22 protein-coding genes and 4 tRNA genes are annotated in these 26,668 nt (G+C 61.5%); 9 read left to right on the plus strand and 17 right to left on the minus strand.

Translation table 11 applies throughout. The annotated features are described in order from the left end of the window. Window positions 1-10: 10 nt before the first annotated feature. The 4 genes from PS14A_RS18185 to PS14A_RS18200 all read right to left on the minus strand — a co-directional run bounded on the left by PS14A_RS18185 (window position 11) and on the right by PS14A_RS18200 (window position 423). Window positions 11-86, minus strand: a tRNA-Gly gene (locus PS14A_RS18185). Between the two features lie 3 nt (window positions 87-89). Further along, window positions 90-165 (minus strand) — tRNA-Glu (locus PS14A_RS18190). Between the two features lie 104 nt (window positions 166-269). Beyond that, window positions 270-345, minus strand: a tRNA-Gly gene (locus PS14A_RS18195). 2 nt (window positions 346-347) lie between these two features. After that, window positions 348-423 (minus strand) — tRNA-Glu (locus tag PS14A_RS18200). Window positions 424-806: 383 nt separating this feature from the next. Between PS14A_RS18200 and PS14A_RS18205 the strand changes: the two genes are divergently transcribed. Further along, a complete protein-coding gene (locus tag PS14A_RS18205; protein ID WP_212616906.1) occupies window positions 807-1,565 on the plus strand; it encodes a hypothetical protein in 759 nt (252 codons plus the stop codon). A gap of 255 nt (window positions 1,566-1,820) precedes the next feature. On the opposite strand, the gene PS14A_RS18210 is transcribed toward PS14A_RS18205, so the two are convergent. The 3 genes from PS14A_RS18210 to PS14A_RS18220 form a co-directional block, all read right to left on the minus strand. Continuing rightward, the gene (locus PS14A_RS18210) at window positions 1,821-3,788 is read right to left on the minus strand and encodes a methyl-accepting chemotaxis protein (RefSeq protein ID WP_212616907.1); all 1,968 of its coding nucleotides are present in this window, start codon (window positions 3,786-3,788) and stop codon (window positions 1,821-1,823) included. 108 nt (window positions 3,789-3,896) lie between these two features. Then, on the minus strand, window positions 3,897-5,297 hold the full coding sequence (locus tag PS14A_RS18215) for a PLP-dependent aminotransferase family protein (protein WP_130910659.1): 1,401 nt from the start codon (window positions 5,295-5,297) through the stop codon (window positions 3,897-3,899). Between the two features lie 190 nt (window positions 5,298-5,487). Continuing rightward, window positions 5,488-6,249 (minus strand): SDR family oxidoreductase, encoded by a 762-nt coding sequence (locus tag PS14A_RS18220; RefSeq protein WP_212616908.1) that lies wholly within the window; start codon window positions 6,247-6,249, stop codon window positions 5,488-5,490. A 236-nt stretch (window positions 6,250-6,485) separates the two neighbouring features. Here PS14A_RS18220 and PS14A_RS18225 point away from each other — a divergent pair, with 236 nt between their 5' ends. Continuing rightward, window positions 6,486-7,490: an NADP-dependent oxidoreductase gene (locus tag PS14A_RS18225; RefSeq protein WP_016773662.1), complete on the plus strand. Its 1,005-nt coding sequence runs from the start codon at window positions 6,486-6,488 to the stop codon at window positions 7,488-7,490. Between the two features lie 126 nt (window positions 7,491-7,616). Here the strand turns inward: PS14A_RS18225 and pyrF are convergent, their stop codons facing one another. Continuing rightward, complete coding sequence (gene pyrF, locus PS14A_RS18230) at window positions 7,617-8,315, minus strand: orotidine-5'-phosphate decarboxylase (RefSeq protein WP_122507613.1); 699 nt, start codon at window positions 8,313-8,315, stop codon at window positions 7,617-7,619. Between the two features lie 262 nt (window positions 8,316-8,577). Between pyrF and PS14A_RS18235 the strand changes: the two genes are divergently transcribed. Both PS14A_RS18235 and PS14A_RS18240 read left to right on the plus strand, forming a co-directional pair. Continuing rightward, window positions 8,578-9,327, plus strand: coding sequence for a response regulator (locus PS14A_RS18235; protein ID WP_212616909.1), 750 nt, complete (start codon window positions 8,578-8,580; stop codon window positions 9,325-9,327). Next, window positions 9,327-10,376: an ATP-binding protein gene (locus tag PS14A_RS18240; protein WP_212616910.1), complete on the plus strand. Its 1,050-nt coding sequence runs from the start codon at window positions 9,327-9,329 to the stop codon at window positions 10,374-10,376. Before PS14A_RS18235 ends, PS14A_RS18240 begins: the two co-directional genes overlap by 1 nt. Window positions 10,377-11,037: 661 nt before the next feature. On the opposite strand, the gene PS14A_RS18245 is transcribed toward PS14A_RS18240, so the two are convergent. The 9 genes from PS14A_RS18245 to PS14A_RS18285 all read right to left on the minus strand — a co-directional run bounded on the left by PS14A_RS18245 (window position 11,038) and on the right by PS14A_RS18285 (window position 19,227). Continuing rightward, entirely contained in the window at window positions 11,038-12,078 is a 1,041-nt protein-coding gene (locus PS14A_RS18245) for an AI-2E family transporter (RefSeq protein WP_212616911.1), read from the minus strand. A gap of 69 nt (window positions 12,079-12,147) precedes the next feature. Then, complete coding sequence (locus tag PS14A_RS18250; protein ID WP_212617048.1) at window positions 12,148-12,954, minus strand: DUF4892 domain-containing protein; 807 nt, start codon at window positions 12,952-12,954, stop codon at window positions 12,148-12,150. A 115-nt stretch (window positions 12,955-13,069) separates the two neighbouring features. After that, window positions 13,070-13,924, minus strand: coding sequence for an alpha/beta hydrolase (locus PS14A_RS18255; protein WP_212616912.1), 855 nt, complete (start codon window positions 13,922-13,924; stop codon window positions 13,070-13,072). Next, on the minus strand, window positions 13,921-14,727 hold the full coding sequence (locus tag PS14A_RS18260; protein WP_212616913.1) for an alpha/beta hydrolase: 807 nt from the start codon (window positions 14,725-14,727) through the stop codon (window positions 13,921-13,923). Before PS14A_RS18260 ends, PS14A_RS18255 begins: the two co-directional genes overlap by 4 nt. A 313-nt stretch (window positions 14,728-15,040) precedes the next feature. Then, window positions 15,041-15,484: a hotdog fold thioesterase gene (locus PS14A_RS18265; RefSeq protein WP_016773655.1), complete on the minus strand. Its 444-nt coding sequence runs from the start codon at window positions 15,482-15,484 to the stop codon at window positions 15,041-15,043. Between the two features lie 31 nt (window positions 15,485-15,515). After that, complete coding sequence (locus tag PS14A_RS18270; RefSeq protein WP_212616914.1) at window positions 15,516-17,171, minus strand: AMP-binding protein; 1,656 nt, start codon at window positions 17,169-17,171, stop codon at window positions 15,516-15,518. Window positions 17,172-17,374: 203 nt separating this feature from the next. Then, a complete protein-coding gene (sixA, locus tag PS14A_RS18275; protein WP_122707440.1) occupies window positions 17,375-17,827 on the minus strand; it encodes a phosphohistidine phosphatase SixA in 453 nt (150 codons plus the stop codon). Next, window positions 17,824-18,171: a DUF4389 domain-containing protein gene (locus tag PS14A_RS18280; protein ID WP_016773653.1), complete on the minus strand. Its 348-nt coding sequence runs from the start codon at window positions 18,169-18,171 to the stop codon at window positions 17,824-17,826. The genes sixA and PS14A_RS18280 overlap by 4 nt, the downstream gene beginning before the upstream one ends. A 30-nt stretch (window positions 18,172-18,201) precedes the next feature. Next, window positions 18,202-19,227, minus strand: coding sequence for an NAD(P)H-dependent glycerol-3-phosphate dehydrogenase (locus tag PS14A_RS18285; protein WP_212616915.1), 1,026 nt, complete (start codon window positions 19,225-19,227; stop codon window positions 18,202-18,204). A gap of 197 nt (window positions 19,228-19,424) precedes the next feature. Between PS14A_RS18285 and PS14A_RS18290 the strand changes: the two genes are divergently transcribed. The 5 genes from PS14A_RS18290 to fabB all read left to right on the plus strand — a co-directional run bounded on the left by PS14A_RS18290 (window position 19,425) and on the right by fabB (window position 26,378). Further along, on the plus strand, window positions 19,425-21,548 hold the full coding sequence (locus PS14A_RS18290; protein WP_212616916.1) for a TonB-dependent receptor: 2,124 nt from the start codon (window positions 19,425-19,427) through the stop codon (window positions 21,546-21,548). Window position 21,549: 1 nt separating this feature from the next. Next, window positions 21,550-22,482: an ABC transporter substrate-binding protein gene (locus tag PS14A_RS18295; protein WP_137213915.1), complete on the plus strand. Its 933-nt coding sequence runs from the start codon at window positions 21,550-21,552 to the stop codon at window positions 22,480-22,482. Then, entirely contained in the window at window positions 22,479-24,383 is a 1,905-nt protein-coding gene (locus PS14A_RS18300) for an ATP-binding protein (protein ID WP_212616917.1), read from the plus strand. Before PS14A_RS18295 ends, PS14A_RS18300 begins: the two co-directional genes overlap by 4 nt. 247 nt (window positions 24,384-24,630) lie before the next feature. Then, on the plus strand, window positions 24,631-25,146 hold the full coding sequence (fabA, locus tag PS14A_RS18305; protein WP_024013962.1) for a 3-hydroxyacyl-[acyl-carrier-protein] dehydratase FabA: 516 nt from the start codon (window positions 24,631-24,633) through the stop codon (window positions 25,144-25,146). 11 nt (window positions 25,147-25,157) lie between these two features. After that, entirely contained in the window at window positions 25,158-26,378 is a 1,221-nt protein-coding gene (fabB, locus tag PS14A_RS18310; protein WP_016773647.1) for a beta-ketoacyl-ACP synthase I, read from the plus strand. The last annotated feature ends 290 nt before the right edge of the window (window positions 26,379-26,668 follow it).

Genomic DNA, 26,668 nt, shown 5'->3' on the forward strand with positions numbered 1-26,668 from the left:
TTTATGAAATTGGAGCGGGAAACGAGACTCGAACTCGCGACCCCGACCTTGGCAAGGTCGTGCTCTACCAACTGAGCTATTCCCGCAAATGGCGTCCCCTAGGGGACTCGAACCCCTGTTACCGCCGTGAAAGGGCGGTGTCCTAGGCCACTAGACGAAGGGGACACGCTACCCGGAACACATGGTGTGTGTTTCGGTGTCCAGATCCGCATCCGAAGACTTGGTTCTGGTTTCACTCAGCACCGCCCGAAAGCACTGCTGTTTAAAATTGGAGCGGGAAACGAGACTCGAACTCGCGACCCCGACCTTGGCAAGGTCGTGCTCTACCAACTGAGCTATTCCCGCATTGGCGTCCCCTAGGGGACTCGAACCCCTGTTACCGCCGTGAAAGGGCGGTGTCCTAGGCCACTAGACGAAGGGGACACACTACAACATTCACTCCCTGCCGCGTTTCGCTGTGTGCTTTACGCTGCAAGTGGCGCGCATTCTATGGATGGATTGAGGGGTCGTCAACCCCCTGATATAAATTTATTTAAATCAATGACTTCGACCTGGATTACGGGCCGCGTAGGGCTTTTCCGTCGTCCGAAACCTGACGCCTATATTCCGCCACTCGCCAAGACGTTATAGTCACCGCACAGTGATGGCAATCTGCACATCAAGCGCCAGCATTCATCTATACAGCCGGCGGCCGATACAGATTGCAGCAGCCGATCAAACCCGTCGAGCGGCGCTAGGCGCGTAAATGCCCAGCCACTACACTCGCATGCGAACCCTATAAAGAGGTCTTACCGGTGACACCACTCATGATCACCCTGCTAGTCGTAGCCGGGATCGCAATTCTGATCGCCATTGGCTACATGAACCATGTGGTGGAAAACAACAAACTGGAGAAGGCCCGCACCAAAGTCGAACTCAACGACCGCCTGCGCCGATGCGGCGAACTGACCGAAACCTTCCCTGGCCAGTTCATGACCCCGGCGCTGAAACTGCTGCTGACCCGCCTGGAACTCAACGTCTGCCAGCGCCTGCTCAATCTGGAAAAGACCAGCGCAACCACCAAGGCCCGCATCACCGAACTCAGCGCCCTCGTTGCCCAGGGCGAATCGATGCCGGTGAACAACCCGCCCGCGCCGATCCTGACCGAAGCCAAGGCCAAAGACGTGCGCTTCCTCCTCGAAGCCCTGCACGGCCAGATCACCCGCGCCGCCCACGACGGTTTCCTGCCTCCGAACGAAGCCAAACAATGGATTCGCGAAGTGCGCCATATCCTCGTGCTGCTGCACATCGAATTCTTCAACAACCTCGGCCAACAGTCCCTGCAACAAAACCAACCCGGCCAGGCCCGCCTCGCCTTCGAACGCGGCGTGCAATATCTGCGCAAACAGCAGGATCCGCAGATGTATGCCGAGCAACTGCAATATCTGGAAAAACTCCTCGCCCGAGCCAACGCCCAGGTCATGGACAAGATCGCCCCGGTGGAAGGTGAAGAAAACCAACTGACCGCCGGCTTGAAAGATGCCGAAGCGGATGCCGACTGGAAGAAGAAAGTGATTTACGACTGAGTCGCGAATGCTGGGGAGAAAAGCCACCGTTATTGGTGGCTTTTTTGTGGGCGACTTGGAAGAGAATGTGAATTGAAGACCGCTTTCGCGAGCAGGCTCACTCCCACATTGGGAAGCAGTGTTCTCAGGTAAAAATCGGTCGGCTGTCAGGCCGCCTTCGCTGGCAAGTCAGCTCCCACAGAACAGCAAAAGCAAACCCGGGCCATCCCCACGCGGCGAAGCCGAGAGCTTGGCCGGCCCAAAGGCCGCCAAGAATCAAAGCCGAAAATGCCCAACCATCGAGCGCAACTCCCCGCCCAACTGCGCCAGCTCAACACTCGAAGCCGCATTCCCGCGCATCGCCACGGAAGAGTGATCCGCGCTCGCACGAATCTGCGTGACACTGCGATTGATCTCCTCCGCCACCGAACTCTGCTCCTCCGCCGCCGCCGCGATCTGCTGATTCATCTGCTGAATCAACGACACCGCCGCCGCAATACTCCCCAGCGCACTCTCGGTCTGCAACGCATCACTGACCGCCAGCTTCACCAGTTCGCCACTGCTGCGAATCTGCTGCACCGACGACTGCGCCGCTGCCCGCAGGGCACTGACCAAGCGTTCGATCTCCTCTGTCGATTGCTGCGTACGCCGTGCCAGCGCACGCACCTCATCGGCCACCACGGCAAACCCCCTGCCCTGCTCCCCGGCCCGCGCCGCTTCGATCGCCGCGTTCAGCGCCAACAGATTGGTCTGCTCGGCCACGCTCTTGATCACCTCCAGCACCGTGCCGATATTCTGAATCTCGGCGCTGAGGCTCTCGATGCTGGAACTGGCCGACGTCGCTGAATCCGCCAACTGCTCGATCCGCGCCATGCTTTGACGCACCACCTGCTGGCCGCTCTCGACCTTGTCATCCGCCGTCTGCGCCGCCAGCGCTGCCTCTTCGGCATTGCGCGCAACGTCATGCACGGTGGCGGTCATCTGGTTCATGGCGGTGGCGACCTGCTCGGTTTCCTCCTTCTGGCTGTTGACCTCCAGATTGGTCTGCTCGGTCACCGCCGACAGTGATTGCGCGGAACCGGCCAAGCGCTCGATTCCGGCCTGCAAGCCACTGACAATCGTGCCCAGGCCGGCAGCCATCTGCTGCATCGCCAACATCAGCTGGCCCATTTCATCACGGCGTGTCACCTCGACCTTTGCCGTGAGATCACCCGCAGCAATCTGCTGCGCCACACGAATCACACTGCGCAACGGTGCCACGATCAGACGCGTGATCACCCATGCAGCGAGCAATCCGACCAACAAGGCCAGCGCCGAAGAACCAATGATCAATACCGTGTTCTTTTTCAGCTCCGTCTGCATCGATGCGTCTTCGGCGACATAGGCTTGATTGACCCGGTCCACCACCTGCGCAGCACGCTGATGCAATTGGTCATAAACCGTTTTCTCTTGCGCCAGCAAACCGGTGTACTCCGCCAGTTTCTCGTTGAATCCGGCGATATGCCCCGAGACTTCATTGAGCACAGTCAGATAGCCCTCATCCTTGACCGTGCTTTTCAACGCCTCGGCCTGCTCCTGCGCTTGCGCGGCCTGCTCGATGTTGCCTTGCCCGGCATTGTCGGAATCGCCCTTGCGGCTTTGGTCCAGCCGCACCCGCGCTTCGTTCATCGCCTGCAGCATCAGTCGCGAGACCTGACTGACCTGATTCGCCTGTTCGATGAACTGCGCGCCGTCCTTGCCCTCGGTGTCTTTCAGCGTATAGGCGCCATCATCGGCCAGCCCGCTCTGCAACACGTCGAGGTTATTGGCCACGCTGGACACCGACCAACTGGCCATTTCCAGTGCGAGGTCCTTGGCCTGGCTCAGCGAGACGAATTCATCGAAGGCCTTGCGATACGCGCCCAGGGCTTGCTCGACATCGCTCATCACCGGCACATTGGCCGGGGAATGTGCCTTGAGCTCGCCGGCAAGAACAATCAGCCCATCGACGCCTTCGCGCAAGGCATCGGCGGTCTTCGGATTGCCGCGCAGCGCGTACTCCTGCTCGAGCAGGCGCACCTTGAGCAGGCCGCTGTTGAGCGCGGACATCTGCTTCAAGCCGTCGAAACGCAGACTGATGGTTTGCAGCGACCAGACGCCGATCGCCGCGACCAGTGCAGTCAGCAGCAAGACCAGCACGAATCCGATACCCAGTTTTTTCGCCATACCGAGGTTGGCAAAACGTCCTTGCACGGCCGAAATCATTGCGCGTAGTCCCCTGCCAAAGTCTGTGAACGAAGATTCGCAACGGGCTCGAACCAGCACAAGACTCTGGCGTCGGAATAATGGCAAAAAGCTACGCCCGCGTCGTTTTCAGAATGCTTGAGGTCGATCCGCGCAAGTATTGCGAAAAAACTGCCGAGCCCGAGGGTCGCAGGCACAGGCCACATTGATGCGCTGCCAGTCACCGCACTCACCGCTGGGACTGAAGGCGTCCGCTGCCGATAACTCCAGCCCGCAACGCTGGGCCTGCCTGCGCACCGACGCTTGGTCGCGCAAGCGTGCCCGCGCCCAGATAAACAGCCCGCCAACCGGCTTGCCGAACACTTCCCACTCGGCATCTTCCAGAGCCTGCAAGGCCGCCGCGCGATCGGCATTCAAGCGCTGGCGCTGGCGCTGCACCAGTTTGCGATAGGCGCCGGTCGCCATCAGCCTGGCCAGCACCGCTTCGGCCAGCCTCGAACAGCCCAGGCCGCTGATCATCTTGACCTCAGCCAGCCGCGTCAGCAGCTCGCTGTCCGCCAGGACAAAACCGACCCGCAACGAACTGCTCAGTGTCTTGGAGAAGCTGCCCACATAAGCGACCCGTCCCTCATGATCCAGCGCTGCCAGCCGCGTACCGTTGCCAGTATGCAGATCAGCATAGACGTCATCTTCGATCACGCGCAGGTCGTAGATCTTGCTCAACTGCACGATGCGCTGGGCAACGGCGGGCGTCAGGCAACTGCCGGTGGGATTGTGGTGATGACTGCCGATGAACAAGGCAGCGGGACGAAACTGACGCAGCACCGACTCGAGCATTTCGGTGTCCGGCCCGCTCGGCGTGCGACGAACTTCGAGCATGCGTACGCCGTGCAGACGCAGCAGGTCAAACAACGGTGCATATCCGGGCGTTTCCACCACCACGCAATCGCCGGCCTTGAACAGGGTGCGCACGATCAGATCCAGCGCATGACTGGCACCGCTGGTGCTCATCACCCGGGTACTGCAGGCGTCGATATTCAGCAGTTTGAGGCGCTTGGCAATCTGCTCGCGCAACGCTGGCAGCCCCAGCGGCGAGCTGTAATTGAACAGACTCGCCATGTCGGTGCGTGCCACCTCGCGCAGCGCGTAGCTGAGGTCGTCGGGCTCGCGCCAGCTCGGCGGCAGGCTTCCCTGGCCCAATATCAAGCGATTCGTTGAGGCGTTCACCTCATCACACCATGCCTGGCGACCCTCGAACGTTGCCAGTTCCGAGTCCGCTTCGCGCAACGACGGCGCGGCCGCGACGATGAATCCGGCGCCCTGACGCGCAGTCAACACACCTTGCGAAACCAGGCGCTCGCAGGCTTCGACGACGCACGACTGGCTGAGCAGATTACCCCGGGCGATTTGCCGTACGGAGGGCAACCGGGTGGCCGGCGGGATACCGCTTTGCACGATCCAGTCAGTCATTCCATCGACAATCTGCTGCACGACCGGCACCATTGCCTGTCGGTCAATTCTCAGTTCCATGAGCTCGCAAACTCCTGTCAGTTTTGCTGGCAGCAGTAAATCACAGCCGCGCCGCCGAGGCTGTGCGACAACGCCGCCAAATGCGGCAGTTCTAACGGTTTGATACACATTGTTTAACTGTATTCACATCCCAGGACGCGAGACGCAAAAAAGCCCGCACGCAGGCGGGCTCTTTGTATAACGACAACATTCAGAACGCCGTCACGCCGCCATCCACCGTCAGCGAGTGCCCGGTGGTGAACGCTGCGCCATCGCTGCACAGATACAGCACCGCGCTGGCGATTTCCTCGACCTTGCCAATGCGCCCGACCGGGTGCATGGCGTTGGCGAATTCGCCCTTCTTCGGATCGGCTTCGTAGGCGCGGCGGAACATGTCCGTATCGATCACTGCCGGGCACACTGCGTTGACACGGATTTTCTTCTTCGCGTATTCGATCGCCGCCGACTTGGTCAGGCCGATCACCGCATGTTTCGACGCCGCATAGATGCTCATTTTCGGCGCTGCGCCCAGCCCGGCTACCGACGCCGTGTTGACGATCGCGCCACCGCCCTGCGCCAACAACAGCGGCAACTGATACTTCATGCACAGCCAGACGCCTTTGACGTTGACGCCCATGATCGCGTCGAATTCGTCCAGCGAACCGTCGGCGAGTTTGCCTTTCTCGATTTCGATCCCGGCGTTGTTGAAGGCATAGTCGAGACGACCGTAGGTATTGATTACCTCATCCATCAGATTTTTTACATCGCTTTCCAGCGTCACGTCGCAGCGCACGAAGGACGCTTCGCCACCGGCGGTACGAATCAGCGCCACCGTGCCTTCACCGCCGGCAGCGTCCAGGTCAGCCACCACCACTTTCAGGCCCTCGGCGGCAAACGCCAGGGCTGTCGCGCGGCCGATGCCGTGGGCGGCTCCCGTGATTACAACCACCTGACCGGAAAACGTCATGCTCATGGGTATGTCCTCGAATGCAAAAAACTGGGAGATGTTGGCGTCGCAGCATAGCCAAGGGCAGCGAAAGCACGTCAGCACTATGCAATCGCTGTTTACCGGCGCATGCGCCGCAGTGATGAAACCCGCCCCGTAACCATCACTGCACTGGATCGACTCGCATTCGCCGTATCAGCCAACCTTGCGACATCGCCGTTGAAGAGCTATCAACAAGGCTTCATTCCATTCGAGTGCCTGTCATGACCAACCAGACCAATCGCCAGTTCCTGCTCGCCAAACGCCCGGTGGGCGCCGCGACCCGCGAGACTTTCACTTATCAGGAAGTACCGGTCGGCGAGCCACAGGCGGGACAGATTCTGGTGAAGAACGAATACCTGTCCCTGGACCCGGCCATGCGCGGTTGGATGAACGAAGGCAAGTCCTACATCCCGCCGGTCGGTCTCGGTGAGGTGATGCGCGCACTGGGCGTGGGAAAAGTCATCGCCTCGAACAATCCTGGCTTCGCCGTCGGCGATTACGTCAACGGTGCCCTCGGTGTGCAGGATTACTTCCTCGGCGAGCCGCGCGGCTTCTACAAGGTCGACCCGAAACTTGCGCCATTGCCACGCTATCTGTCTGCGCTGGGCATGACCGGCATGACCGCCTACTTCGCCCTGCTCGATGTCGGCGCACCAAAGGCCGGTGACACCGTGGTGCTGTCCGGCGCGGCCGGTGCGGTGGGCAGCGTGGCCGGGCAGATTGCCAAGATCAAAGGCTGCCGCGTCGTCGGCATTGCCGGCGGGGCCGACAAGTGCAAATTCCTCATCGACGAATTGGGCTTCGACGGCGCCATCGATTACAAGGCCGAAGACGTCGTGGCCGGACTGAAGCGCGAATGTCCGAAAGGCGTGGACGTGTACTTCGATAACGTCGGTGGCGACATTCTCGACGCGGTGCTGAGCCGCTTGAACATGAAAGCGCGGGTGGTGATCTGCGGCGCCATCAGCCAGTACAACAATAAAGAAGCGGTCAAAGGCCCGGCCAATTACCTGTCACTGCTGGTCAATCGCGCGCGCATGGAAGGTTTTGTGGTGATGGACTACGCCGCGCAGTTCGCCAGCGCCGCGCAGGAGATGGCCGGCTGGATGGCCAACGGGCAGCTCAAGAGCAAGGAAGATGTGGTTGAAGGACTTGAGACGTTCCCGGAGACGCTGATGAAACTGTTCAACGGCGAGAACTTTGGCAAGTTGGTGTTGAAGGTTTAAGGCCAGCCTGAAACCAATGTGGGAGCGAGCCTGCTCGCGAAAGCGGTGGATCAGTCGGTAATGATGCCGACTGACACGCCCTCTTCGCGAGCAGGCTCGCTCCCACAGTTGGATCTTCAATAAGCTTTAGGAAATTTCGGCTACGACTGCGGCCAACGCTTGCGCCGGATCTGCCGCCTGGCTGATCGGACGGCCGATTACCAGGTAATCGGAACCGGCATCCAGTGCCTGACGCGGGGTCAGAATGCGCCGTTGATCGTCTTGCGCGCTGCCCGCCGGGCGAATCCCCGGGGTCACCAGTTGCAGCGACGGGTGCGCGGCTTTCAGCGCCGACGCTTCCAGCGCCGAACACACCAGACCGTCCATCCCGGCCTTCTCGGCCAGTGCCGCCAGACGGAGCACTTGTTCCTGCGGCTCGATATCCAGACCGATACCGGCCAGATCCTCGCGCTCCATGCTGGTCAGCACGGTCACACCAATCAACAACGGTTGTGGACCACTGCGCTTGTCCAGCTCTTCGCGGCAGGCCGCCATCATGCGCAGGCCACCGGAGCAGTGCACGTTGACCATCCACACGCCCATCTCGGCAGCGGCTTTCACGGCCATTGCGGTGGTGTTGGGAATGTCGTGGAATTTCAGGTCCAGGAACACTTCGAAACCCTTGTCACGCAGGGTGCCGACGATTTCCGCCGCGCAACTGGTGAACAGTTCCTTGCCCACTTTGACCCGGCACAGCTTCGGGTCCAACTGGTCGGCCAGCTTCAGTGCGGCGTCACGGGTGGGGAAATCCAGGGCGACGATGATAGGAGTCTGGCAGGCGGACATGGATGGGCTCTCAGGCTGGTCGAAAACGGCGCGCATTGTAGCGGAACCGGCGGCGGCGCGGCACCCAATGATCGGTAAATCGTCGCGCCGAACGTGATCAGCTTAGCCGCCGCGGCCATTGTGTCGACTCCGATACACAGCCGACACGCCGACAACACGCACCCGGGTTAGCCTCGCCCGGCGCAACACGTCCTTACAACAGCACTTCCCGCCTCCCGGCCGGACGCCTATGCTGAAACCACCACTGGCAGCGAACAGCCCCATGCACAACACCCCGACAACCGTGACGGACGAAAGCAAAGACGACAAGCGCTGGAGCATCCGCGCGCTGATCGTCGACGATGACGTGCCGATCCGCGAGCTGATGATCGATTACCTCGCCCGCTTCAACATCCACGCCAGCGGCGTCACCGACGGCGCGGCAATGCGCCAGGCGCTGCAGGGTGAACATTTCGAGGTCATCGTCCTCGACCTGATGCTCCCCGGCGAAGACGGCCTATCGCTGTGCCGCTGGCTGCGCGCCGAATCGGACATCCCGATCCTGATGCTCACCGCCCGCTGCGAACCCACCGACCGCATCATCGGCCTGGAACTGGGCGCCGACGATTACATGGCCAAACCGTTCGAACCACGCGAACTGGTCGCCCGTATCCAGACCATCCTGCGCCGCGTGCGCGACGACCGCAGCGAACAGCGCGCGAACATTCGCTTCGACAACTGGCGCCTGAACAGCGTCCTGCGCCAGGTGGTCGCCGACAATGGCCTGGTAGTGCCCTTGTCCAACGCCGAATTCCGCCTGCTCTGGGTCTTCATCGAACGCCCGCGCCGCGTGCTCAGCCGCGAACAACTGCTCGACGCCGCTCGCGGTCGCTCGATCGAGGCTTTCGACCGCAGCATCGACCTGCTGGTCTCGCGCCTGCGACAGAAACTCGGTGACGACCCGAAAGCCCCGCAGTTGATCAAGACAGTGCGCGGCGAGGGTTACCTGTTCGACGCGCGGGACATCGGTTGATGAAGGCGCGCTTCGACACTCTGTTCGGTCGCTTGTTTGGAGTGCTGTTTCTGGCGATTGTACTGGCGCACCTGCTGGCTTTCGCCTGGTTCAGGCTCTACGGCCCTCCTCCGCCCCCACCACCGCCCGAGTTCTCAACGAACATCGACGACCAACCGCCGCTGCACAACGCCGCTTACCCACCGAGGCAAACACGCCCCTGGTTCGGTGGCCCGGTGGTACCGCTGACCTTCCAGTTCATCACCCTGATGATTGCCGCCTGGTACGGCGCCAAGCTGCTCAGCCGGCCGATCCAGCGCCTGAGCGACGCCGCCGAGCGCCTGAGCGAAGACCTCGACAGCGACCCCCTCGACGAATCCGGCCCGCGCGAAGCCCGGCAAGCGGCGCACACCTTCAACCTCATGCAACGGCGCATCCGCGAACAGGTCCAGCAACGCGCGCGCATGCTCGGCGCCGTCTCCCACGACCTGCGCACGCCACTGTCACGGCTGAAACTGCGCCTGGAAAACATCAGCGACGACAAGCTGCAAAGCCAGATGCGCCAGGATCTGGACGACATGATCGGCATGCTCGACGCCACCCTCACCTATCTGCACGAACAACGCACCAGCGAAGCCTTGCAGTTGCTGGACGTGCAGGCGCTGGTCGAATCGCTGTGCGAAAACGCCCAGGACCAGGGCGCCGATGTACAGGTCAGCGGCCACTGCGCGCCTTTGCCAGTACAACCGATGGCGCTGCGCTCGTGCATCAACAACCTGCTGGACAACGCCCTGCGTTACGCCGGACAGGCGCGGATTGAACTGCTGCAACAGCGTGAGGAATTGCTGATTCGGGTGATTGATCACGGACCGGGGATTGCTGAGGACCAGCGTGAAGCCGTGTTTGAACCGTTCTACCGACTGGAAGGCTCGCGTAACCGCAACTCCGGCGGCGTAGGACTGGGCATGACCATCGCCCGCGAGGCCGCGCAGCGGCTGGGTGGGCGGTTGAATCTGGAAGAAACGCCGGGTGGCGGGCTGACTGCCATTGTCCGCTTGCCACGGGGCTGAGGCTCAGCCGACTTGAAGTGAGAGCGAGGCTGCTCGCGAAAGCGTCTGATGATTCAATGCATCTGTTGAATGCACCAGCCTCTTCGCGAGCAGGCTCGCTCCCACAATGAAACTGAGTGTATTCGGCAGATATTGGTTGGATGTGGAGGCGCTATCGCTGGCAAGCCAGCTCCCACAGGGATCTAGTGGTTTCAGAGAGAGATGGGTTGGCTGCCAGGCCGCCTTCGCGAGCAGGCTCGCTCCCACAAAAGCAAAAGCAAAATCAAAGCAGCGCAGCTGCCCGCGGCGAAGCCGCCCCACTCAACAATGAGCGCAAGCTCGAGTACCGCTTTTGATCTTGATTCACAGGCGACGTCGGAAGGCTGAGTGGAGGGATTGATCCGGGCGTGGGAGCGCAGCGACCGTCTGGCGCAGCCAGACACAGCGGAAGGAGGTGCAGCGAAGCAAACCGTAGCCGCTGCGCCCGGATCGATCCCGCAGCGAAGGAACCCGAGCCTGCGAGGGCCGAACGCAGGAGCTAGCGTTTTTTGCTTACTTTTTTTGGCGCTTGTAAAAAAGTAAGTCGCCGTCAGGCGAAACCGCCAGCCGCCGCAGCGAAACATTCGGATATTCACACCAGACAAACCCAAGCATGGTCGGCCCAAAGGCCGCCAAGCCCCCCCTAGACCCGAGCCTGACTCTTACTCCAATCCGTCAAAAGACTATAAGCCACCGCCAACAAAGTAGGCCCAATAAACAACCCGATAAAGCCAAACGCAATCAACCCGCCAAACACCCCGAGCAGCACAATCACCAACGGCAGATTACCGCCACGGCTGATCAGATACGGCTTGAGCACATTGTCCACGCCACTGATGATGAACGTCCCCCAGATCCCGAGAAAGATCGCCATCCCGTACTCACCCTTCCACACCAGCCAAGCCGTGGCCGGCACCCACACCAGCGGTGGCCCCATCGGAATCAGACTCAACATAAACGTGACGATCCCCAGCACCAGCGCCCCAGGAACCCCGGCAATGAAAAAGCCGATCAACGCCAGCACCGCCTGCGCCGCCGCCGTACCAATCACACCGTTAACCACGCGCTGCACCGTGCCCGCCACCAATTCGATGTAATAACCGGCACGATCGCCAATCAAGCGCTGCAGCAGACTGTGCACAAACGCCGCCAGTCGTGGCCCGTCACGGTAGAAAAAGAACACGAACACCAGGCTCAGCGTCAGCTCGAGAATCCCGCCGCCGATCTGCGCACTGCGCGCCAGCAGCCAGTTACCAACCTGGCCCAGATACGGCTTGATCGAGACCATCAACGCCGCGCCCTGCTGATCGATGCTGTCCCACATCGCCACCAGTCGCTCACCAACCAATGGCACGCTGCCAAGCCAAGTGGGCGCTTCCGGCAAACCGTCGACCTGCACGTCCTTGATGAAGGCCGTGGCATCGCGCACATGATCGGCGAGGTTGAAACCCAGCCACACCAGCGGCGCCGCGACCAGCAACATCCAGCCCAGTGTCAGGATCAACGCGGCCAGCGATTCGCGGCCATGGAGCGCACGGGTCAGCAAACGCATCAGCGGCCAACTGGCGAACGCCAGCACCGCGCCCCAGAACAGCGCCGACCAGAACGGCGCCATCACCCACAGGCTGGCACCAAACAACACCAGCAGCAGAATCTGCACCAGCAGGCGATCGTTATTGAGCATGGAAAGTCCCGGCAAAGTCAGTCAGCGAAAGAGTAGGCGAACACTGCGTGCGTGCTCGCCCGGCACAGCTTATCGCAACAGGTCGATGCGCAGGCCAGAGCCTTCGAGATTGCCGGTTTCCATCCGGGCCGCCCGCACACCCTGAGTGATCAACGCCTGGCGCCAGGCTTCGGCCTTGGGCCCGGAAACCGTGACCCGCAAGGTCGTGTCGAGATTCAGGCCACGGGAAATCAGGCGCAGCCAGGTAGCATCCGGCTCATCGACCAGTTTCGGCAAATCCAGCTCGCCGGTGCTTTTCAGCTGGCGCAGCAGGGTCGCCGAGGTCGGCAGCAGTTCGCCCAACGGCGCAGTCGCCTCGAACTGCTCGACATGCAGATAGGCTTTGCGATTGCCGCGAGTGATGCTGTAGAGCGCCACCAGCGTGTTGTCCTTTGGCGCCGCCAGCCTGAGCAACAGATAAGCCTGTTGTTCGTCAGAGCCATACAGCTTGGCGTTGCCGAACACTTCGTTGGCCCACAGGCTGCTTTCGCCGCAATCGCGGGCCTGGCACCAGAACAGCAACTCGGCGTCCTGCTGTTGCAGGGCTTCGCGGGCGGCGGTGAAGGCTTCGGTGGCGGAATGTTCCGGCGGCAACTCGTAGGTCACCGAGGTGGTCTGGCCGCGGGCGGTGACCTGGCCGTCATAACGCAACTGGCCGCTGATCTTGCGGATCGAACCCAGCGGGTAGATGCGCTCCAGCTCGGCGGCCGGGCGATAGTCGACAATCTGTGCGTCGGCCAGACGCGGCACGATTTGCAAATCCTGGCTGCCCGGCACATCGGCAGCGAACGATAAGGAGCTGAAGCAGCACAGCGCGAATAGACTGAGTGGCCGCATAGTCAGGCTCACCGGACGGTCATGGCTGGGCGGGTCGGGGTCGCAGCGGTATAGAAATCCATCGAGTTTGTCTCCTGTTTCAACCCGCCCAGCCTCGGCAGTTGCCGGTAGCAAGTCAAGGCATGGCGAAGAAGCGATTGAAACAGTCTGCTACAAGACCTGCGCCAGCCTCGTCATTCAGGTGCAGATGATGCCCGCCCGGCAACTGTTCGTGGCTGAAGGGTAGACGCTTCAGCAACTCCGGATGCCTGGCCAGCATGCCATCCGCCGCGACCACCAGATGGGCCGGGCAACCGACGCGCGAGGCAAACGCCATTGCCTGTTCTTCCGTCAGGCGCAGCGGCGATGGCAGGGTCAGGCGATTGTCGGTGCGCCAGGTGTAACCGCCGGGCACCGGCATCAAACCGCGCTGGGCCAACAGTTCGGCGGCCTCGCGACTGACTGCCACCAGGCCTTTCATTCGCGCTTCGATGGCACGCTCAAGGGTGGTATAGACCGGTTTGCGCTTTTCGCGCAGATCAAGTTGCGCCTGTAGGGCCATGCCCATGCGCTCTGCGGCGTTTTCGCCTTTGTCTGTCGGAGGAATCACGCCATCAATGAGCGCCAGATGACTGATGCGCTCGGGCAGCGAACCGGCCAGCACCATCGAGACAATCGCGCCCATCGAATGCCCGAGCAGGCCGAAACGCTTCCAGCCCAGCTGCTCGGCGACTTGCAGCACATCATGGGCGTAGTCCCACAGGGCATAACCGGCGCCGTTCGGCCGATGCGCGGAATGACCGTGGCCGGCCATGTCCAGCGCGACGATACGCAAACCGTGGAGCTTCGGCGCCAGCCGCGCGAAGCTGTTGGCGTTGTCGAGCCAGCCGTGCAACGCGATCACTGGCAAGCCGTCCTCGGGGCCGAACAGATGCGCGGCCAACTCGATGTGCGGCAGGTTCAGACGCACTTCTTCGCAGGTCGGGCTCATGCGCAATCCTTGTTCTGGCGCTGCTCCCAGCGCATGAACAGACTCTTGAGCAGCCGTGCCGTATCTTGCGGGCGCTCAAGCGGGAACATATGCCCCCCGGGCATGCTCAGCGCCTCACCCTGGGGCAGACGCGAGACGAAACGTGTGTGATGGCGCATGACCACTCGGCTCTTGTGCCCGCGCACCATGGCCAGTGGTACCTGCAACTGGCGGGTGCGCCCCGGACTGGTGTGCGGCACGCCGCGATAAATGCTGATTTCCGTGGCCGGGTCGAAACGCAGACGCAGCTTGTCGTCGACCTGATGCAAACCGTGTTGCAGGTAGGCATCGAAACATTCCGGATCGAAACCACGAAACAGGGTCTTGCCGGAAAAGTAACTGCGCGCGCTGTCGAGATCGGCGAACTCCTCACGGCGCCCGAGGGTGCGCCCGGCCGGGGTCAGCCGGTCGATGAAACCAAAGCGCTTGGCCGCGCGGATCACCCACTGATCGGTGCGGGTCAGCACCGGCGAGTCGAGCATGACCACGCCGCGATACAGCTCGGGACAACGCAACGCCGCATGCAAGTGCAGCAGACCGCCAAAGGAGTGGCCGACGCCCCATACCGGCTGTTCCTGCTGCTCCAGGTGATGGATCAGTTCATCGACCAGGTTGTACCAGTTGTCGTCCGCCGGAAAACGTGGGTCATGGGCGTGCTGCTCCAGATGCACGACCCGATACTCCGGCGCCAGCGCCGCGAACAACTTGCCATAGGTCCCCGAAGGGAAGCCGTTGGCGTGGGCGAAAAAGATCGGTTGCGACATGCGGGCAAATCCATGAGCGGGAATCGTGGCGTTGATTGTCCGCAAGAGCCGGCGTCGCAGCAATGACTGTAAGTGCCAGGAATGATGACAGTCCGGTCAGGGTGATGTGTATCAGCGAGACCGCTGCCCCCTCACCCCAGCCCTCTCCCCCAAGGGGGCGAGGGGGAAAGGGAGCAGATCGGGGGAGTGTCCGGGACCTGAGCTCGACTCGAATTATCAGGTCGACGAGGATCGCGAAAACCACACGGTAGGCCCCCTTTCCCTATGGGAGAGGGCTGGGGTGAGGGCTCGTCCTGACGGAACCCGATGAATGTCAACGCAGCGGCGGCTGTTCCCCGAGCGGCACCACCGCCATGGTCAGGCGCGACACGCAACTGGCCTTGCCTTCATCGCTGGTCAAACGGATGTCCCAGACATGCGTGGTGCGCCCGATATGAATCGGCGTGGCCACCGCCGTCACCCTTCCGCTACGCAAGCCGCGCAAGTGATTCGCGTTGATCTCCAGGCCGACGCAATAGAATTTACTGGCATCGATGCACAGATAACTGGCCATCGAACCCACGGTTTCCGCCAGCACCACCGAGGCGCCGCCATGCAGCAGACCGTAAGGCTGATGGGTGCGATGGTCGATGACCATGCTCGCGGTCAGCGACTGTTCGTCGAAGGCTTCGAAGCGAATATCCAGCACTTCGCCAATGGTGTTCTTCTGGATTGCGTTCAACTGTTCGATGTCGGGAGTAGTACGCCACAAGCTCATCGCAGACTTCCTTTGTTGTTGTAATCGATGCTCAATCCTGCCACAGCACCGCCTCGCTGCGCGCGCTCCATTCTTCGAAGCGTGCGCCGTAGCGGTCTTCGATGACGTTGCGTTTGATTTTCAGGGTCGGCGTGAGGAAGCCGTTATCCACCGCCCAGTTGTCCTTGACCACCACCAGCCGGCGCAGGCGTTCGTGCTTGTCGAGGGCGGCGTTGACCTCTTCCAGCAATTTTTCCAGGCTCGCGTGCAGACTGGCACGAGGCTCTTGCTGATTGACCGTCGACAGCACGCACAACCCCAGCGGCGCACTCAGGCCATCGCCGACCACGCACACCTGTTCGATGCGTGAATGCACGGCCAGGCGGTTTTCGATCGGCGCCGGCGCGACGTATTTGCCTTTGCTGGTCTTGAAGATTTCCTTGAGTCGCCCGGTCAGGCGCAGGCGCCCTTCGCTGTCCTGCTCGCCCTTGTCGCCGGTGCGCAGAAAGCCGTCTGCGGTGAGGGTCTCGGCGGTTTTCTGCGGTTCTTTGAAATAGCCGAGCATGTTGGCCTGACTGCGCACCTGCACCTCGCCGGACTCATCGATGCGCACCTCGACTTCCGGGCACGGCTGGCCAATCCAGCCTTGCTTGTATCGCCCCGGCAGGCAGATATGCGAATAGCCGCAGCCCTCGGTCATGCCGTACACCTCCAGCACATCGAGGCCGAGTTTCTGATACCAGGCGAGCAAGGTCTGCGGTACCGGAGCGGCGCCCGACAACGCTACGCGCAAGGCATCCAGGCCGAGCCCGGCCAGCACTTTGTGCCCGACGCGCTTGCCGATGAAGGGCAGCCCGAGGAGAAAATCCAGGCGCTGCGCCGGGATCTTGCTGTACACGCCCATCTGGAATTTGGTCCAGATACGCGGCACACCGAACATAGCGGTCGGCCGCGCGCGCTGCAGATCGGTGATGAACGTGTCGAGGCTTTCGGCGAAGAACACTGTCTGCCCGGTGTAGATCGATGCCAGTTCAACAAACATGCGCTCGGCGACGTGGCACAGCGGTAGATACGACAGCAGCCGATCATTCTCATTGAGCCCGAACAGCTGCGTGCCACGACTGGTGGCGAAACCGAGATTGGCGAAACTGTGCATCACGCCTTTGGGCAGGCCGGTGGTGCCGGAGGTGTAGATGATCGTCGCCAGTTGTTCGGCGGCGGGGCGTGGATCGTCCTGGATTGGCGAACAGCTCTGCAGGTCCGCCCAGCTGTAATCGAACTCGCCTGGCGGATGCAGCGGCAGGCTGATGGTCGGCAGGCCCGCCGGCACGCCCTGCGACATGCCTGCCCAGTCATCCAGTTTGCCGATGAACGCCAGCGCACTTTCCGAATGAGTCAGCACCTGCGCCACGGATTCGGCGGTGAGATTGGGGTACAGCGGCACGGACACATGCCCGGCCATCCAGATCGCCAGGTCGGCGATGATCCAGTGCGCGCAGTTTTTCGAGATCAGCGCGATGTGGCTGCCGGGCGGTAACTCCGGCGCGCGCAACCAGTGCGCCGCACAGCGGGCCTGATGGCCGACATCGGCCCACGTCAGCGTCTCGACCTGCCCGCCACCGATCGGCTGCACCAGAAAGCGCTGGCGCGGGTGCCGGGCTTCCCGTTCGTAGAACACGTCCAGCGGCAAACGGAAGGCGGCAGACATGCGACTCGCTCCTGTTTTTTTGGTCTGGAGCAAGCGTAGTCAACCAAGCAAGTGCTTGGTTGTAATTTTCAAACAAATAATTTCATGGGGTGGCAGAAACCAATGTGGGAGCGAGCCTGCTCGCGAATGCAGTGTGTCAGCCCCAAAAAGGGTGAATGACACGCCGCCTTCGCGAGCAGGCTCGCTCCCACAGGGATAGGGCGTTAAGGGTGCTTGAGGCTATTGAGCTTCATCGAGCCAATCAGCAGCTCGCTGTGCTCAAGCTCGGCCAGCCCCGCTGTACTTACCCGCTCCGGCGGATGCCCGGCGCCGTGCTGCAGATAGCTGAGCAGATTGCCCACCAACGGGTTGTGGCTGACCAGCAGCACGTTGCTCACCGCGACCAATTGCTCGGCGACCTTGTCCGGATCGCTCTCCGGCGTCAGCCACTCGACCGTACGGATCTCCGGCTCGAAACCCAATGCCTCGCGGACAATCTGCGCGGTCTGCTGCGCCCGCAGATAAGGGCTGGCGTAGATCGCCGTCAGCGGCTGGCCCATCAAATGCGCCGCGCTGCGCAGGACTTCGTTACGACCATGCTCGGTCAGCTCGCGCTCGGAATCGATTTTCGAACCGTGAGGCACCGCCTCACCATGACGCAATACCCACAGTTTCATAGTTTGGGCTCCTCATCGCGCACCGGGTGCGCGGCCGGGGCGACGGTGTGCGGCGCTTCTCCTTCCGGGGTGCGCGGCGCCGGCCAGTCGGCGAACGGCCAGGGCTTCTGGTCACTGTGGAACGTGCCGAAGCGGCCGATCTGCGCGAGGAACTGGCTGAGGCTGTCGCCAAAATTCATCAGGCTGGCGCTCGGTGCGCCGTAGATCAGGCGGTAGATCAGTTGCACCAATACCACCGCGCCGAGGATGAACTGCGCGACTTGCCAGACCAGCAGATAAACGATCATCCACAACACCCGCAGGAGGATGGATTCGTACTGGGTTTCGCTTTTCGGATCGTTCATGGCTTGCTTCCTGTCCGTGTAACAGCTGAATCAGTTGAAACCGCTGGTGGAAATAAAGTCGACGTCGGTTTTCGGCTCGGCACGCATCAGTAGACCGATCACCTGCTCCAGCGTGCGTCCTTCGAACAGGATCGCGTGCAGCCCGGCGACCAGCGGCATGTACACGCCGACTTCCTGGGACTTGGCCTTGAGCACCTTGAGGGTGTTGACCCCTTCGGCGACCTCGCCGAGACGCGACACCGCTTCGTCGAGGCTCAAGCCCTGACCGAGGGCGAAGCCGACCTGGTAGTTGCGGCTCTTGGGTGACGAACAGGTGACGATCAGATCGCCAACCCCGGCCAGACCAAGGAAGGTCATCGGGTTGGCGCCCTGATTCACCGCAAAGCGGGTCATCTCGGCCAAGGCGCGAGTGATCAGCATGCTCTTGGTGTTCTCGCCCATCTCCAGCGCCACCGCCATGCCGGCGATGATCGCGTAAACGTTTTTCAACGCCCCGCCCAGCTCGACACCGAAACGGTCGGCGCTGGCGTACACGCGGAAGGTTCGCCCGTGCAGCGCGGCTTGCACAGCTTTGCACAGTTCTTCGTCTTCGCTGGCGACCACCGTGGCGGTCAGCGCGTGCTCGGCGATTTCCCGCGCCAGGTTCGGCCCGGACAACACACCGATACGCGCCTGCGGGGCGATCTCTTCGAGGATCTGGCTCATCAGCTTGAAGGTCTGCGCTTCGATGCCTTTGGTCAGGCTGACCAGCATCTTGCCGCTCAAGCGCTCGGCGTGGGCGGCGAGTACCGTGCGTAAGGCGCTGGATGGCAGCGCGACAAAGCACAGATCGCAGGCATCGAGAGTGGCTTGCAGGTCGGTGACAGCGGTCACGCTCGGCAGAATCTTGATGCCTTTGAGGTAACGCGGGTTTTCACGATTGACCCGGATGGCCTCGGCCTGCTCGGGGTCACGCATCCACTGAAGGACTTGATGGCCGTTCTCGGCCAGCAGATTGGCCACGGCGGTACCAAAACTTCCGCCTCCCAGGACCGCAATCGGGCGCTGTTCAGTCATATGCAATCCGTTAATCCATACCAGTGGCGATGCCGGGCATTATACGGGGCGACCCGGTCGCGGCCAGCCCCAGCAACAATTACCGACATTTGTAGGAAGAAGACCAACAAAACCTAGGAAAATGCCTGCAACGTCACTGGAAAAGTCGCAGCCCTCGGTTAACATGCGCGCCAATTCTTCTCTCTGCAGGCTGTGTCGTGTTTTCTGGCCCTCCTCCCCCGCGCTCGCCGCTGCTACTGGCGCTGCTGTTCAGCCCGCTGGTGCTGGCGGACGACCTGTTCGTCGACAGCCAGACGCTGCCGCAGGTACTCACAGCCACGCGGCTGAAACAGACGCCAGCGGAAGTGCCCGGGAGCATGACCGTTCTCGACAGCGAATTGATCAGCGCCAGCGGTGCCCGCGACATCAGCGAGCTACTGCGACTGGTGCCAGGGATGATGGTCGGCAGCATCAACGGCAATCAGCCGGCGGTGAATTACCACGGCACCAACGCCAGCGAAGCACGGCGCATGCAGGTGTTGATCGATGGCCGCTCGGTGTACCGCGCCGGCCTGGCGACGGTGGACTGGAGCGATATTCCGGTAGCGATGGAAGACATCGAACGGATCGAGGTGTTTCGCGGCCCGAACACAGTCAGCTACGGCGCCAACGCGCTGATGGCGGTGATCAACATCATCACTCGCCACCCGGCCGACAGCCACGGCACGCGTTTGAAGATCACTCGCGGCCAGCGTGGCATCAACGACTTTTATGCCAGCCAGGGCACCGGTTGGGATGGCGGTGATCTGCGCCTGTCGCTGTCCGGCCAGGAAGACGACGGTTTCGACAGCGACCGCAACGGCGCCGATTATCGCGACAGTCGACGCTTGAATCGTCTGAGCCTGGCGGTCAGCCACGACCTCAATGAAGGGCAAAGCCTCGACTGGCAGCTCAACGCCAAGGACGGCAGCAATCAGCGACCTTATACCTACCGCCCGGTGTTCTCGGGGATTACCGACGCCGGGAACAATTCCGACGTGGTGGCCAAGGATTACGCCGGTTCGGTACGCTGGAACCTCGATATCAATCCCGAACATAGCCTTTATGTGCAAGGTTCGGCGCAGCACTGGGATCGCCAGCAAGTCTGGCGCGCCTGCGATGCCGAGGTGTCGTTCAGCCCTGAACTGACGCAGCTGTGGCAGCTCAACCCGAATTACACCGAACGGCTGGCGCGCAACATCACCCAGTTCACCGGCCCCGGCGCGGCGCCCGGCACGCCGCAGGAAATGGCGCTGGCCAATCAAGTGCTCGAGCAATGGCGCAACGGCGCCAGCCAGACCTTGTGCGGCGATATCGACCAGAGCGCCCGCGAATCGCGCTACGACCTCGAGCTGCAGGACACCCTCAGCCTGTCCGACAGCCTGCGACTGGTCAGCGGCCTGAATTACCGCTACGACCGCGCCGATTCCGAGACCTATTTCAACGGCACCCTCGACGACACCACCTGGCGCGCCTTCGGCCAACTGGAATGGCGCGCGACCGAGCACTGGCTGGTGCAGGGCGGCGCGATGTTCGAAGACACGCAACTGATCGGCAGCTCGCTGACCCCGCGCTTCGCGGTCAACTACCTGATCAACCCGCGTCATGGCCTGCGCGCGGTGTACTCGGAGGCGATCCGTTCGCCGGACATGTTCGAGAACAACGTCAACTGGAGCTATCAGGTCAGCAACCTGCGACCCTCGGCTTACGGCCAATCGTCGGCGCGTTATTTCGTCAAGACCCGTGGCCCCGGCGATCTCGATCAGGAGCACATGCGTTCTCGCGAATTGGGCTACAACGGTTATTTCGCCGAACTCGGTCTGGCCGTGGACGTGAAGCTGTTCTACGACGAAATCACCGGCATGATCAGTGAACCGCTGCGCAACAACCAGTACATCGCCAGCAACGCCAACAGCTCGCGCTTTCGCGGCAGCGAAACGCAACTCGACTGGCGCCTCAGCAACGCCGACCGTTTGCGCTTCACTTATGCCTTCGTCGATGCCGAGGCGAGCAATCCGCTGGACCAGCAGTTGACCTCGCGCAACAGCGGTTCCGCCGGTTGGCTGCGCAATTGGGGGCATGGCTGGAACAGCGCCCTCTTTTATTACGGCGACAACGCGCTCAACGGCTATCGCTTCGAACGCGTCGACACGCACATCGCCAAACGCATCGCCATTGGCAAAGCTCAGCTGCAATTGGCCGGCGTGCTGCAACAGCGTCTCGACCATCAGCCGAACACCTTCGTCGACAATAATTACGACGAACGCCGGGTGATGTATTTCAGTGCCGAGCTGGAGTTCTAGGATGCGCACCGGCCCGTCACGGAAGACGCCCACCCTGGGCCACTGGCTGGCCGGGCTCTGCCTGTTCATGACCGCGTGGCTGCACGGCGTCGCGGTGCAAGCGGCGGATATTCTGTTGACCGGCGCCGAGGAAAGCCCCGGCGTGCAGGCCTTCGTGCAAGCGCTGAGTGAACTGCGCCCGACCGACAATGTGCGGTTCCAGCCGCTGGCCAGTTTGCCGGCTCCGGGCAAACTGCCGGCCAGTCTGCGCTTGATCCTGCTCGATCTGCCCAGCCTCGACTGGCGTCTGCAAGACTCACAAGGCCCGTCGACGCTGGTGTTGCGCATCAGCCGCTTGCAGGCGCGCCAGCGTTTCGCCGATGCCCAACCGGCGCGCCTGAGCCTGCTCTGGAGCGACCCGCCGCTGAGCCGGCAACTGCAACTGATCCGGCGAATCCTGCCGCAAGCCCGGCGCGTCGGCGTGCTGTTCGATGAGCACGGCGAGTTCCTCCTCGACGAATTGCGCGTGGCTGCGCGGCCATTGAATCTGCAGATTGTCAGCCAGCGCTGGGACAACATTCACGACAGCCGTCCGCTGCAAGCGGTGCTGAAAAGCAGCGACGTCTTACTCGGCCTCGATGACCCCGACCTGTACAACTCGCAGACGGCAAAAAACCTCTTGCTCAGCAGCTACTCGCGGCAGGTTGCGCTGATCGGCCCCAACATTGCATTCGTTCGCGCTGGCAGCCTTGCCAGTACCTACAGCGACCAGAGCGACTGGCTGGCGATTCTCGACCATTTGCTCGATCAGCCCACCAGCGCCTGGCCGCGAACGCTTTACCCCGCTCGTTTCAAAGTCTCAAGTAATGCGCAGGTGGCTCGTTCCCTAGGCATCGAACCGCTGAATGAAGCATCTGTCGCCAGTGCCTTGGCCGAAGGAGAGCGCCGCCCATGAGTTTTCGTCGCCGTTGGGACATCAACACCCGCACGCAGCTGATCAGCCTCGGGCCGGCGCTGCTGCTGACGTTGCTGTTGATCAGCTTCTTCACCTTCGTGCGTATCCAGGATTTGCGTCAGGAGCTGAACCACACCGGCCAGTTGATCGCCAATCAACTGGCCCCGGCCACGGAATACGGGGTTATCTCCGGCAACAACGAAGTGCTGGAAAGCCTGCTCAAGGCAACCCTGGCCACGCCCAACGTGCGCTTTCTCGAAGTGCAGGACAGCGCCAACCAGATTCTGGTGTATGTCGAACAACCGGCTGATAGCCACAGCCGCCCGCATCAGGTCGAAGTCTTTCAGGCACCGGTGCGTTTGCAGCGGATCGCCTTGCACAACGACTTCTTTCAGGACGGCAAAGTCAGCAACAGCGCCGCCGGCGAGGATTATCTGGGGCGAGTGATCGTCGGGCTGTCCAACGATGCTTTCAGTCAGCGCCAGCAGGAGATCCTGTTCAAGGCCGGGATTCTCGCGCTGTTCGCCCTGCTCTTCACTTTTGTCGTCGCCCGTCGTTTGGCCGGCAGTCTTTCGCAACCGATCCGCGATATCGGCGATGCGGTCAAGGCGATTCAGGAAGGCGACTACAAAACCCCGCTGCCGATTGTCGATGACACTGAACTGGGTGCGCTGTCGCAGCACATCAACAACCTTGCTCAGGCGCTGGAGCAGGCCAGTCGCGAACAGCAGCAGGCGATGGCGCAACTGATCCAGACCCGCGAAGAAGCGGAAAAGGCCAACAACGCCAAATCGGATTTTCTGGCGATGATGAGCCATGAACTGCGTACGCCCATGAACGGCGTGCTGGGCATGTTGCAGTTGCTCGAAACTACCGAGATGACCGAGGAGCAGGTCGAATACGCCGCGCTTGCTTCGGAGTCGACCGAACATCTGCTCAAGGTCATCAATGACATTCTCGACTTCTCGCGAATCGAACGTTCTGAGCTGGAGCTTGAGCACATCCCATTCAACCTCGCCGAGCTGATCGGCGCCTGCGCGCAGTCGTTCCAGCACAGCGCAGTGCAGCGCGGCCTGGCGCTGAATCTGCGCATCCCCGACGACATGCGCGGCTTGCAGGTGCAGGGCGATCCGACGCGGATCCGGCAGATTCTGGTCAACCTGGTCGGCAATGCCTTGAAGTTCACCGAGCAGGGCCGGGTCAGCATCGAGGCGCAATGGCAGTCGCTGGATCACGAACTGCTGTGGTTCACCTGCTCGGTGCGTGACAGCGGCATCGGTATTTCTTCTGAGAGTCTGGAGCTGATGTTCAACGCCTTCCAGCAGGCCGACAGTTCGATCTCCCGTCGTTACGGCGGCACCGGGCTTGGTCTGCCGATCGCACGGACCCTGTCCGAACGCATGGGCGGCACCTTGCGCGCGCAAAGTCAGGAAGGACGCGGTTCGGTATTCACTCTGGAAATTCCATTGGCACTATATAAGCAGGCAATGCCAGCGCTGGCCGCGCCGCGCACCCTGAACGGCAGTGGTCAGGGCGAGGGACGCCATGTGTTGCTGGTCGAAGACAATCCGGTCAACCAGACCGTGATCGAGGCAATGCTGCGCAGCCTGGGCTTCGCGGTCAGCGTGGCTACCGATGGCGCACAAGCGGTGCGCAGTGCCGAGGGCGGCGAGTTCGAAGTGATTCTGATGGATTGCCGGCTGCCGATCATCGACGGCTACGAGGCCACGCGACAGATCCGCGACCTGCCCGGACGCCGCGATGTGCCGATCATCGCGCTGACCGCCAACGCCTTGCAGGGCGATCGCGAAACCTGTCTGGCAGCGGGGATGAACGATTACCTGGCCAAGCCGTTCAAACGCAATGACCTGCAGCAGATTTTGCAGCGCTGGGTGTCGTAGTGTGGGCCTTTCGACCATCTGCGACTGGCGTGAAAAGCGAAAGTGCGGCAGTCTTAGGCACCCGAACGAGCCCCAAAAGGGGCTTGATTAAAAATTTCAGTGCACAAGTGTACATTCATGTCCTTGGTGCTGTGACTTTCACCACAACGCAATAGTCTATGAGTAGGCTGCCGGTTCGAGGCATGAACGCCTTGAACGGTCGGGAAGATCTGCCCCACCTGCCGCATGGGATTATTGAGGAGCTCGCATGACCAAACAAAACGCCTTTACTCGGGAAGACCTGCTGCGCTGCAGTCGCGGTGAGCTGTTCGGCCCAGGTAACGCGCAACTGCCCGCCCCGAACATGCTGATGGTGGATCGCATCACCCATATCAGCGAAGAAGGCGGCAAGTACGGCAAAGGTGAATTGGTCGCCGAGCTGGATATCAACCCTGACCTGTGGTTCTTCGCCTGCCATTTCGAAGGCGATCCGGTGATGCCGGGCTGCCTGGGTCTGGATGCCATGTGGCAACTGGTCGGTTTCTTCCTGGGCTGGCAAGGCCTGCCGGGCCGCGGCCGTGCGCTGGGTTCGGGCGAAGTGAAATTCTTCGGTCAGGTGCTGCCGACCGCGAAGAAAGTCACCTATAACATTCATATCAAACGCGTCCTCAAGGGCAAGCTGAACATGGCCATCGCCGATGGTTCGGTCAGTGTCGACGGACGCGAAATCTATACCGCCGAAGGCCTGCGCGTCGGCGTGTTCACCTCCACTGACAACTTCTAAGGGTTATTCGCATGCGCCGCGTCGTTATCACTGGTCTGGGCATCGTTTCGTGCCTGGGCAATGACAAAGAGACCGTCTCCGCTAACCTGCGTGCAAGCCGCCCTGGCATCCGGTTCAACCCGGAATATGCTGAAATGGGTCTGCGTAGCCAGGTTTCCGGCTCCATCGACCTCAACCTTGAAGAGCTGATCGATCGCAAGATCTATCGCTTCGTCGGCCATGCAGCGGCTTACGCCTACCTGGCCATGAAAGACGCCATCACTGACTCCGGCCTGACCGAAGAGCAAGTGTCCAACCCGCGTACCGGCCTGATCGCCGGCTCCGGCGGTGCTTCCACGCTGAACCAGATGGAAGCGCTGGACATCCTCCGTGAGAAAGGCGTGAAGCGCGTTGGCCCGTACCGTGTAACGCGGACCATGAGCAGCACCGTTTCCGCTTGCCTGGCCACGCCGTTCAAGATCAAGGGCCTGAACTACTCCATCGCTTCTGCCTGCGCCACCAGTGCTCACTGCATCGGTACCGCCATGGAACAGATCCAGATGGGCAAGCAGGACATCGTCTTCGCCGGTGGCGGTGAAGAAGAGCACTGGAGCCAGTCGTTCCTGTTCGACGCGATGGGCGCTCTGTCCAGCAAGCGCAACGACACCCCGGAACAAGCTTCCCGCGCCTACGACAAGGACCGCGACGGTTTCGTCATCGCTGGCGGCGGCGGCATGGTTGTCGTTGAAGAGCTGGAACACGCTCTGGCCCGTGGCGCGAAGATCTACGCCGAGATCGTTGGCTACGGCGCAACGTCCGATGGCTACGACATGGTTGCCCCGAGCGGCGAAGGCGCGATCCGCTGCATGCAGCAGGCGCTGTCCACCGTCGACACCCCGATCGACTACCTGAACACCCACGGCACTTCGACTCCGGTCGGCGACGTCGCGGAAATGAAAGGTGTGCGTGAAGTGTTCGGCGACAAGGCTCCAGCGATCAGCTCGACCAAGAGCCTGTCCGGTCACTCCCTGGGCGCCGCCGGCGTGCACGAAGCGATCTATTGCATGCTGATGATGGAAGGCAACTTCATCGCCGGCTCCGCCAACATCGACGAGCTCGACCCGGAAGTGGCCGATCTGCCGGTGCTGACCAAGACCCGCGAGAACGCCACCATCAACACCGTGATGAGCAACAGCTTCGGCTTCGGCGGCACCAACGCCACGCTGGTACTGAAGCGCTGGGAAGGCAAGTAATTCCCCGCTGCTGAGCCACACAAAAAACGCCCCGACTGGTTCGGGGCGTTTTTTTTGGCCTGCAGAAAACCTCATGACTCAACACAAATCCCCTGTGTAGGAGCTGCCGAAGGCTGCGATCTTTTGACTTTGACTTTAAAAGACAAGATCAGAAGATCGCAGCCTTCGGCAGCTCCTACACAAGGGTTCGCATGGGTCTGGAGATGAAACTTCTGTCATGAAACTTACCACCCTGCGACCGAATGTCGCGGTTTACGCGGCCTGCAGCTTTGTTGCGAAATCCGCAACAA

Source organism: Pseudomonas sp. 14A (genome assembly GCF_018132745.1).
GTDB lineage: Bacteria > Pseudomonadota > Gammaproteobacteria > Pseudomonadales > Pseudomonadaceae > Aquipseudomonas > Aquipseudomonas mercuritolerans.